The 8916-nt window shown below is 60.1% G+C and carries 12 protein-coding genes; 6 read left to right on the forward strand and 6 right to left on the reverse strand.

From position 1 onward, the window contains the following. The first annotated feature begins 1 nt into the window (after position 1). Positions 2-658: a helix-turn-helix transcriptional regulator gene (locus PMI11_RS35020; RefSeq protein ID WP_007827145.1), complete on the forward strand. Its 657-nt coding sequence runs from the start codon at positions 2-4 to the stop codon at positions 656-658. A 33-nt stretch (positions 659-691) separates the two neighbouring features. On the opposite strand, the gene PMI11_RS35025 is transcribed toward PMI11_RS35020, so the two are convergent. Next, complete coding sequence (locus PMI11_RS35025; RefSeq protein ID WP_007827147.1) at positions 692-1462, reverse strand: SDR family NAD(P)-dependent oxidoreductase; 771 nt, start codon at positions 1460-1462, stop codon at positions 692-694. A 159-nt stretch (positions 1463-1621) separates the two neighbouring features. On the opposite strand from PMI11_RS35025, the gene PMI11_RS35030 reads away from it, so the two are divergent. Continuing rightward, positions 1622-2536 carry an AraC family transcriptional regulator gene (locus PMI11_RS35030; RefSeq protein ID WP_007827148.1) on the forward strand — a complete coding sequence of 305 codons (915 nt, stop codon included), beginning with the start codon at positions 1622-1624 and terminating at the stop codon, positions 2534-2536. Here PMI11_RS35030 and PMI11_RS35035 read toward each other — a convergent pair. Next, positions 2533-3378: a metallophosphoesterase gene (locus PMI11_RS35035; RefSeq protein WP_037072702.1), complete on the reverse strand. Its 846-nt coding sequence runs from the start codon at positions 3376-3378 to the stop codon at positions 2533-2535. The two genes, PMI11_RS35030 and PMI11_RS35035, sit on opposite strands and share 4 nt — an antisense overlap. Positions 3379-3517: 139 nt before the next feature. On the opposite strand from PMI11_RS35035, the gene PMI11_RS35040 reads away from it, so the two are divergent. Then, complete coding sequence (locus PMI11_RS35040; protein WP_007827150.1) at positions 3518-3955, forward strand: NUDIX domain-containing protein; 438 nt, start codon at positions 3518-3520, stop codon at positions 3953-3955. 27 nt (positions 3956-3982) lie between these two features. Here PMI11_RS35040 and PMI11_RS35045 read toward each other — a convergent pair whose 3' ends face one another. From PMI11_RS35045 to PMI11_RS35060, 4 genes are all read right to left on the reverse strand, one after another. Beyond that, positions 3983-4204 (reverse strand): hypothetical protein, encoded by a 222-nt coding sequence (locus PMI11_RS35045; RefSeq protein ID WP_007827151.1) that lies wholly within the window; start codon positions 4202-4204, stop codon positions 3983-3985. Between the two features lie 41 nt (positions 4205-4245). Further along, the gene (locus tag PMI11_RS35050) at positions 4246-4656 is read right to left on the reverse strand and encodes an SRPBCC family protein (protein ID WP_007827152.1); all 411 of its coding nucleotides are present in this window, start codon (positions 4654-4656) and stop codon (positions 4246-4248) included. Next, on the reverse strand, positions 4653-4976 hold the full coding sequence (locus PMI11_RS35055) for an ArsR/SmtB family transcription factor (RefSeq protein WP_007827153.1): 324 nt from the start codon (positions 4974-4976) through the stop codon (positions 4653-4655). The genes PMI11_RS35050 and PMI11_RS35055 overlap by 4 nt, the downstream gene beginning before the upstream one ends. A 159-nt stretch (positions 4977-5135) precedes the next feature. Beyond that, complete coding sequence (locus PMI11_RS35060; RefSeq protein WP_007827154.1) at positions 5136-5738, reverse strand: superoxide dismutase; 603 nt, start codon at positions 5736-5738, stop codon at positions 5136-5138. Between the two features lie 505 nt (positions 5739-6243). Here PMI11_RS35060 and PMI11_RS35065 point away from each other — a divergent pair. The 3 genes from PMI11_RS35065 to PMI11_RS35075 all read left to right on the forward strand — a co-directional run. Beyond that, entirely contained in the window at positions 6244-7785 is a 1542-nt protein-coding gene (locus PMI11_RS35065; RefSeq protein WP_244430758.1) for a hypothetical protein, read from the forward strand. A gap of 135 nt (positions 7786-7920) precedes the next feature. Beyond that, positions 7921-8589, forward strand: a complete 669-nt coding sequence (locus PMI11_RS35070) for a class I SAM-dependent methyltransferase (RefSeq protein ID WP_007827158.1) — start codon at positions 7921-7923, stop codon at positions 8587-8589. Between the two features lie 71 nt (positions 8590-8660). Then, positions 8661-8916 (forward strand): sulfite exporter TauE/SafE family protein (locus tag PMI11_RS35075; protein ID WP_007827160.1); only part of this gene is annotated, 256 nt, incomplete at its 3' end.

Below are 8916 nucleotides of genomic sequence, written 5' to 3' on the forward strand. Positions count from 1 at the left end.
GCTGGCGAAAAAGCCGATGACCGCGGCCGTCATGGCCGAGAGGCTGGAGGTGACGGTGCGCTCAATCTACCGTGACATCGCTGCGCTACAGGCGATGCGCGTGCCGATCGAGGGCGGGCGCGGCATCGGCTACATCATGCGGCCGGGCTTCGATCTGCCGCCGCTGATGTTTTCCATCGAAGAGACGGAAGCGATCGTGCTGTCGCTGGCGCTCCTGGAGCGCACCGGCGATGAAGAGCTGAAGCTTGCGGCGCGGCGCGTCAACCAGAAGCTTGCCGGCGCAGTACCCGCACCGCTACGCCAGGCGATGGAAAACAAGGCCCTGTTTGCCTGGGGCACGATCGCCCCTGCGCCTGCAGGCGTGGACCTTGCCATCGTGCGCCGTGCGATCCGCGACGAACGCAAACTCACGCTCAACTATCGCGACGAAATGGGACGCGCCACCGAGCGAATGATCCGTCCGATCGCGCTGATCTATTATTCCCAGACCGCCAATATCGTTGCCTGGTGCGAACTCAGGCAGGCGATCCGCAATTTCCGCGGCGACCGGGTGGAGGCCTGTGCCGAAGCCGACGTCTTCTTCAAGGGTGAAGGCGACGGTCTGCGCACGCTTTGGACCGAGAGCTGGACGGAGAAGCCGCTGGCCGCCAATGCGTGAGCTAAGCCCGCCAACCCTCCATCCAGCAAGAACTCAGAGCGCCATGCCGCCGGAGACCTCGATGCGCTGGGCGTTGACCCAGCGGTTAGCCTCCGTCAGCAGCGAGGCGATCATGGGGCCGATATCATCGGGCACGCCGGCACGGCCAAGTGCCGTCATCGAAGCGACCCTGCGGTTGATTTCCGGATTATCGCGCACCATGCCGCCGCTGAAATCGGTGGCGATGGCACCGGGTGCGACCGTGTTGACGGCGATGCCGCGGGCGCCGAGTTCATTGGCCATGTAGCGCGTCAGCACCTCGACGGCGCCCTTGAGCGAGCCGTAGGCCGAGGAACCCGGCACGGCGACGCGGGCAAGGCCGCTGGAAAGATTGACGATGCGGCCGCCGTCGGCAATCGCAGGCAGGAGCTTCTGCGTCAGGAAGAAGACGCCCTTGAAATGAATGTTGTAGAGCCTGTCCATTTCCTCTTCGGTCGTCTCCAGGATCGAGGCATGGTAGCTGGTGCCGGCATTGTTGACGAGAAAGTTGAAGCGCTCGCGGCCCCAGCCCTTCAGCACCGCGCGGACATTGTTTACGAAAGCATCGAAGGCGGCGACATTGCCGGTATCGAGCTGCAGGGCGGCGGCCTTGCGGCCGAGTGCTTCGACCTCTGCAATGACCTTGTCGGCTTCTTCGCGGTTGGAATTGTAGGTGAAGATCACGTCGACGCCATCACGGGCGAGGCTGACGACGGTGTTGCGGCCGAGGCCGCGGCTGCCGCCGGTGACGATTGCGATTTTCGAATTCGTGTTCTGATCGGTCATCTCGGTTACTCCTTGTTCGGATGACTGGAATCTAGGTCCTGACACCCCTTTTCTTGAATGCCGAAAGCCTCGAACTTCTTGCCTATTCCTCCAGACAGGTTGTCGCCTCCCGTCTACGGAGTAAGATGGCGGGCAAAGGCTGCCACCCGGAGAACGACGATGTCCAATGAAATCAAGACTGTGCTCGACCAGTACATGGACAGCCATGGTGGCGGCGACGGGCTGTTTGCAACTGACCTGCCCGGCTTCTACCTAATGCGTTCCTCCACGCTCACCATGCCAAAGCCTGCCATCTACCGGCCGGCGCTCTGCATCATCATCGACGGCGCCAAGCAGATCATGTTCGGAGAACGGCTCTATACCTATACAGCCATGCAGGCGCTGGTTATCAGCGTGGAAATGCCTGCCTTCGGCCAAGTGATCGAGGCAAGCGTGGAACGGCCGATGATCGCGCTGACCCTGGAACTCGATGTCACCATTCTGCGCGATGTTCTGGAGGCGATGGAAACTCCGCCGAAGCCTTCGGGTGAAGGCGGTCCCGGCGTTTTCGTGCAGCATTTCGGGGCGGAGCTGCAGGATTGCATCCTGCGGCTGATGCGCATGCTCAACACACCGAAATCTATCCCGATCCTGCGACAGGCGATCCTGCGCGAGATCAGCTTCTGGCTGCTGTCAGGCGAGAATGGCAGCGAGGTCTGCAAGCTGGCGCTGCCCGGCAGCCAGACGCGGCGTGTGGCAGATGCCATTCACCTGCTGCGCGACAATTTCACGGCGCCAGTGCGCGTGGAGCAGCTGGCGGCGGCAGCCAGGATGAGCCCATCCTCCTTTCACCAGCATTTCAAGATGCTGACCTCTATGAGCCCCCTGCAATATCAGAAACAGTTGCGGCTTTTGGAAGCGCGGCGGCTCATGGTGGCCGATGGCATCAATGCCGCCAATGCCGCCTATCAGGTGGGCTACGAAAGCGCCTCGCAGTTCAGCCGCGAATATTCGCGCATGTTCGGCACGCCGCCGAAGAAGGACGCACAGGAGCACCGGGCACAGCCGGCGGCGATCGCGCCGGAAGTGGCTTAATAGTTGAGCGTGCGGCTATCTTCGCGGCCGAAACCGCGGATCTCCATCCGGTTCTCGTAGACATCGACGATGGCGAAGGTGTTTTCGCTCTCCGTATCGACCACGCCCTTGAAATTGACGAAGTGGCAGCCACCGACCTTGCCGTAATTGCCGACATGGTTGTGGCCGTTGAGATAGGCGACGACGTTTTCCTGTGAGGACAACAGGCCGACGATACGCTCGCGGTCCCACATGTCGTGCTCGCAGGGCGGATGGACGGGAAAGTGGTTCATGACGACCACCTTCTCACCCGCAGTCTTCGCCGCTTCGATTTCACCTGCCAGCCACGCGAACTGTTCGTCGCTCAGCGATGCGTTCCACCCATGGGCGTTATCGGCGCCGGCTGCCAGCAGAGCCGCCAGACGCTCGTGGCCAAGCGCACGGTGGGGATGGCCTTCCGGCGGCGCGAAGGTGCTGACCTCATTGCCGTTGAGCACGATGAAGCGGAAACCGTGGCGCTGGAAACTGTAATAGGGCGACGGCATGCCGATCCGTTCCGCGACCTTTTCCAGATGCTCAGGGGCGACGCCGAAATCGTGATTGCCGAGCAGGAAGAATGCTTCGTGATGCAGCGTGTCATAGACCGGCATGATATCGTCGAAGCTTTTGAAATCGCGGTCGATGATATCGCCGAGCGTCATGACGAAGCTCAGTTCCTCGCCATTGAAGGTCTCGATGGCGGCACCGACCTTGGCGAGGCTGTTGGCGTAATAGCGCCCCATCTCGACCTGCGGTTCGATGGCGGCATATTGCGGATCGGCGATGATGCCGAAGCGAAAAAGGGGAAGATCAGCTGATGACATTCGGCGTGATGTAGAGGCGGCGGATGACAGCGATGTGACGATGCTGCCGGCCGCGGCCTTTGGTAACCCCGCCAATACCGCTCTTGCATCGGTCTTCCGGCCCATACAACATGGTCCTGTTCTCCAAGGAGTATTCCAGATGACATCCTACATAAAGGAGCTTCGCGGCCTGATCGGAAACCGCTTGCTGATCCTGCCTTCGATTGCTGCTGTGATCCACGATCCCCGTGGCAATCTGCTCTTACAGGAAAAGGCTTCTGGAGAGGGATGGAGCTTGCCTGCCGGCGCAATCGAACCGGGGGAGTCTCCGGAAGAAGCCGTCATTCGTGAGATCATGGAGGAGACTGGTCTTGCGGTCACCCCTACCAATATCCTCGGCGTTTTCGGAGGTAGGGATTTTCGATACACCTATCCGAACGGCGATCAGGTCGAATACGTCGTCACACTGTTTAAATGCCAGGTGATCGAGGATCGCGGCGGGTGGACAGATGCCGAGACACGGTCTCTCGAATATTTCGCTCGAGACGAAATGCCGCCGCTTGCGCTGCCTTACCCTTTATCGACGCTGTTTTCGTAAGGGTTTCTGCAACGCAAGATAGGGTACTCACCTTGCTGCCGGCGCCTGTTCCCCGCGACCGGAAAAATAGGGCAAGGCAAACATGTAGAGGCCGCTGAACAATAGCAGGAAAAGCGGTGGTAGCGGCGAGTAGACCACAAAGGCAGGCGGAGTGCCCACCGCCATGGTGGCGAAATTGGCAATGACAGTCACCGTGAAGATGATGGACAGCCAACGGTGAAGCTGACGGATAGACTTGTTCCAGTTCATGACTTTTCCTCCTCAAACAATCAGACGCCGTGCGTAATGCTTCAGTCGGCGCGCGCCAGCACCTTTTCCAGATTTTCGAAGAAACGCTGCCAGCCGAACTTGGCGCCCTGGTAGGCCTGTTCCTGATCCGGACGGAAGCCGGCTTGTTCCATGCGCAGATGCGTGCCCGATCCGACAGGTGTCAGTGTCCAGGTAACGGTGCTTTCGAGACCGTAGGCATCCCAGGTATAGGCAAGCGTTCGGTTCGGCTCGATTTCCAGTACCCGGCAATCGACGGAGCCCCACTCGGCGGTGAGCTTGAAGCTATGATCGCGCACGGGCTTGAAGTCGTTCTTCATCAGCCATTCCTGGATCAGATGCGGTTGGGTGAGCGCACGCCAGATCTTTTCCGGCGGGAACGCGATTTCGCGCTCGACGATGACGGAGCGGATTTCAGTTGCGGTGTCGTTCATTGGTCCATCCTTTTGAGCAAATCTTCAAGAGCGTCGAACCGGCTTTCCCAGAAGCCGGCCATTTCCGTCGTCCAGTCGGCGAGCGGAGCAAGCGCGCGGATTTCGGCGCTGTAATGCGTCTGACGACCTTCATGGCGGTCGCGCACCAACCCAGCGGTCTTGAGCACCGCCAGATGTTTCGAAACAACCGGCTGAGACACACCGGCGTGGGCCGTCAGAGCGCCGACCGTCTTCTCGCCTTCACGGCACAGGCGCTCGAAGATGCCCCGACGGGTCGGATCGGAAAGCGCCCTGAACAGCGCATCTTGAGCATTCGACATTTTAATTCATACCCGATTGGCTATGGATTTATCTATAGCCAATCGGGTATGAATGAGTCAAGCCATCCTTGGCGGACAAATTGCAGGAGAACAGAAGCAGAAACGAAAACACCCGGCGCTTGCGGCGCCGGGTGCTGAAAATCAGATGCTCGGAAGTGCTTACTTCGTCGCCGCTTCGTAGCGCTCCAGGACGTAGTCCCAGTTGATCAGGCTGTCGATGAAGGCTTCGAGGTACTTCGGACGCAGGTTGCGGTAGTCGATGTAGTAGGAGTGTTCCCAGACGTCGACGCCGAGGATCGGGGTGGCGCCGTGAACGAGCGGGTTTTCGCCGTTCGGGGTCTTGGAGATTTCGAGCTTGCCGTTCTTGACGGAAACCCAGGCCCAGCCGGAGCCGAACTGGGTGGCGCCGGCAGCGGCGAAATCGGCCTTGAACTTGTCATAGCCGCCGAGGTCGGAATTGAAGGCAGCTTCGAGCTTGCCCGGCAGCTTGTTGCCGCCGCCGCCCTTCTTCATCCACTTCCAGAAATGGATGTGGTTGTAGTGCTGGGCAGCATTGTTGAACAGGCCGGCATTGGTGCCGAAGGACTTCTTGACGACCTCTTCCAGGGAGAGATCGGCAAGGCCGGCTTCAGCTGCAAGCTTGTTGCCGTTGTCGACGTAAGCCTTGTGGTGCTTGTCGTGGTGGAACTCCAGCGTCTCCTTCGACATGAAGGGGGCAAGGGCTTCGTAGTCATAGGGAAGTTCAGGCAATTCGAAAGCCATAACAGATCTCCTCTTGGCAATAGATTGCGTCATCGGCAGGTGAGGCGGAACATAGGAGGGGAAGCATTGAGAGGCAACCGGCGAATTATCAAAAAACAACCGCTTCGAGGAAAAATTGCCTCTCGTCACGGCCTCTCTCCACACGCATAAATCACCCCGGGATGTCGCACTTTCAGGGATATTGAAGCAGTGTGACGACAAGACGCGGACTAGCCATGCAAAGGAATAAAATCCCTCTCCTCGCGGCACTCACATTCCCGTAATCGCGCCTGGAAAATGAGGCGCGCTCGCGTCCTGCAGCCGTGCTTAGGGGCGGCGGCCGATATTTCAATAAAAAACTGTTAATTTCTTTTGGGCGCTTTTGACAGGCGATGAATAGCGCGTCTTAGATGCAACCCATGGCCATCGGAGAGTTTTAGTACAACCTTCGACAGGATTAACTTAATTAGCATAGCATAAATCATTTCAGGGACTTCTGACATCAACTTCGGGGCGTGTGATGGTCATGAGCTTTTTTCGTCGTAATGAAGAACCCGTCAAGCCGGGTTCGAGAGTATCCAGCCATCGCCAGATGTTGTCCGTCACCGAACAGACGGGTCTCGTGGACAGGCCGCCGGTGCAGTACAGCGTTTCGGAAGTCGATGATTTCCAAGCTTTCGGCACGGCAATCGAGGAAAACAAGCAGTCTTCCGAGGAGCTGCTCGTCAGCCTGACGTCGCTGCAGGAGCGGGTTTCCTCGCTGCTCGGCGCGCACAGCCATTCGCTCAACGAAACGGGTGCGCTGAGGGCTGAATGTTCGCGTTTGAGCTCGCTGCTCGACTATGAGAGCAATGCGCGGCGCAAGGCCGACCAGGAAAACCAGCGCCTGACGGCCGACAACAAGGAGCTGAAGCTCGACGGCAGCCAGCTTCGCGTGGAGGCCGGCACTTACCGCGAAGAACTGGTGAAGCTGCAGGGCGTGCACGAGCTGACGCGGGAAGAATTCACCGTCGTCGAGGCGCGGCTGATCGATGCCGAGCGCGAGATCCGCGACCGGGCTCTGCAGTTCGACGAGGTTTCCTCACAGCTTCGCCGCACGCAGCAGGATCATGATGCGCGCAGCCGGGAACTCGCGAGCACCCGCGAGAAGCTGGAGCTGGAAACCACGGCCCATCAGCTGCTGGTTGAAAGCTCGCGCCGCGAAAACAGCATCCAGCTCCGCGAAATCGCCCGTCTCAACGAGGAGCGCAGCCACCTCAAGACCAATCTCTCGGAGCATGAGGCGCTGACACGAGGCCTGCAGTCCTCCATCGCCAACCTGAAGCAGGATCTCACCGCTTCCGAGGAGCGTTATCGCCGCCTGGAAGCCGAATTCGAGACGCTGGAAACCTCCTCGACGCTCGAAATCGCAAACCTGCGCACCAAGCACGAGGCGATCGGTTCGAAATCCGAGCTTGTCGAAAAGCTGCTGTCGACCGCCAACAGCCGCAACAAGATGACGGACGAGGAACTGCAGTCGACCCGCGCGGAACTGAAGCGTACGAAGGGCGAACTCGCCACGGCGCTGGCGCGCCTGGAGCGGATGACCGACGAGCTCAACCGCGTTCGTCTCAACGGCACGGAAAGCGAAGCCGCCCGCCGCGAGCTCGCTGCCCACAGCAACGATCTGGTGATGAAGCTGCGCGAGGCCGAAAGCCAGCGCAGCAAACGCGACCGCGAGATCGAAGCCTTCAAGCACGATCTCGACACGCGCCTCGATACCGACCGCTATGAAATTAGCCAGCTGCGGACGAGCCTCGAAATCGCCAAGTCGGAAATCCGCCAGCTCCGCGCCGAACGCGCGATCCTCAGCGGCCAGCTCGAAGTGGCGCGCGGCGATCGGCCGAGCCTCGCAGACGCCCTGCCCGTCGAAGAGCCCGTGAAGGAAGAGGTCCGCATGCCAGCCGCCACCTTCGCGCCGATGATCGACATTTCCAACAAGTCGCTGCGCGGCACCGGCGTGGTCGCCAGCTCGGTCAGTGACGAACTCGCGGCCATCGAAACCAATCTGCGCACGCCGGCGGAGTGATCGAAGCGCTCTTCGGCGGGAAGAAAACTTTCCGCCGAACGCGAAAGCAGCACATCTGACGGCTCCCTTGTCGTGTCGCCGGAACCGGAGCCTGCCTTTACGAGTTTGAAGGCAGGGTCTGGAGGAGGCGCTCTCATGGGACAGGTTCGAAATCGGGGACAAGTTCAGAATCAGGCGGAAGACCAGCAGAAGATCTATCAGCGCTGGGCACCGGTCTATGATCAGGTCTATCGCGGTCTCCTGCGCGACGGGCATCGCACGCTGGCGCGACTTGCCGCTGACGCCGGTACGGACATTCTGGAAATCGGCGTCGGCACCGGGCTGGTGCTCTCCCACTATCCCCGACGATCCCGGGTGACGGGCATCGACATTTCCGAGCATATGATCGCCAGGGCGCGGGAAAAGGTGATCAGACAGAAGCTCTTCCATATCCGGCAGTTGCAGGTGATGGACGCGCACGCACTGGCCTTCGAGGACCAGTCTTTCGATGCTGTCTGCCTGCCTTTCGTCATCACGCTCATCCCCGAGCCGGAACGGGCGCTGGATGAATGCGCCCGTGTTCTGCGGCCGGGTGGCGAAATCATTCTGGCCAGCAAGCTCGGCGACGGCGCCGGCCTGCAGGGCGCGATCGAGGAGGCGGTGGCGCCGCTTGCCCGGCGGATCGGCTGGAGCTCGTCTTTCCGGATCAGCCGGATCACCGACTGGGCGCGCCAGAGCGGTTTCGATGCCATTGAAATATTGCCAGTTTTCCCAAACGGCTTCTTCAAGGTCATCCGCCTGAAACGGCGCTCGCCTGACGCTTGAGACGAAACTTTTTCCGCCCTTAACTGTTTCAGTCTTGCCTTCGCTAGGCCTTTTGTTCGCCAAGGATTTTCATGAGTACGGATTTCTTCCTCTTCATCGTCGTCGGTTTCTGCGCGCAGATCATCGATGGCGCGCTCGGCATGGCCTTCGGCGTGCTGTCTACGACCAGCCTGCTGGCGCTCGGCGTGCCGGTCGCCAATGCCAGCGCGATGACGCATGTGACGGAGATGTTCACGACGGCCGCATCGGGCATTTCCCATGCCTGGCACCGCAATGTCGACTGGAAGCTGGTGGCGCGGCTGGCACCCGCCGGCATGATCGGCGGGG

Source organism: Rhizobium sp. CF142, from assembly GCF_000281145.1.
Taxonomy (GTDB): domain Bacteria; phylum Pseudomonadota; class Alphaproteobacteria; order Rhizobiales; family Rhizobiaceae; genus Rhizobium.

Excerpts from the sequence above, each read along its gene's own strand:
- PMI11_RS35025 (WP_007827147.1), bottom strand. The coding sequence starts at position 1,462 with ATGACCGATCAGAACACGAATTCGAAAATCGCAATCGTCACCGGCGGC.
- PMI11_RS35030 (WP_007827148.1), top strand. The coding sequence starts at position 1,622 with ATGTCCAATGAAATCAAGACTGTGCTCGACCAGTACATGGACAGCCAT.
- PMI11_RS35035 (WP_037072702.1), bottom strand. The coding sequence starts at position 3,378 with ATGTCATCAGCTGATCTTCCCCTTTTTCGCTTCGGCATCATCGCCGAT.
- PMI11_RS35040 (WP_007827150.1), top strand. The coding sequence starts at position 3,518 with ATGACATCCTACATAAAGGAGCTTCGCGGCCTGATCGGAAACCGCTTG.
- PMI11_RS35045 (WP_007827151.1), bottom strand. The coding sequence starts at position 4,204 with ATGAACTGGAACAAGTCTATCCGTCAGCTTCACCGTTGGCTGTCCATC.
- PMI11_RS35050 (WP_007827152.1), bottom strand. The coding sequence starts at position 4,656 with ATGAACGACACCGCAACTGAAATCCGCTCCGTCATCGTCGAGCGCGAA.
- PMI11_RS35055 (WP_007827153.1), bottom strand. The coding sequence starts at position 4,976 with ATGTCGAATGCTCAAGATGCGCTGTTCAGGGCGCTTTCCGATCCGACC.
- PMI11_RS35060 (WP_007827154.1), bottom strand. The coding sequence starts at position 5,738 with ATGGCTTTCGAATTGCCTGAACTTCCCTATGACTACGAAGCCCTTGCC.
- PMI11_RS35065 (WP_244430758.1), top strand. The coding sequence starts at position 6,244 with ATGAGCTTTTTTCGTCGTAATGAAGAACCCGTCAAGCCGGGTTCGAGA.
- PMI11_RS35070 (WP_007827158.1), top strand. The coding sequence starts at position 7,921 with ATGGGACAGGTTCGAAATCGGGGACAAGTTCAGAATCAGGCGGAAGAC.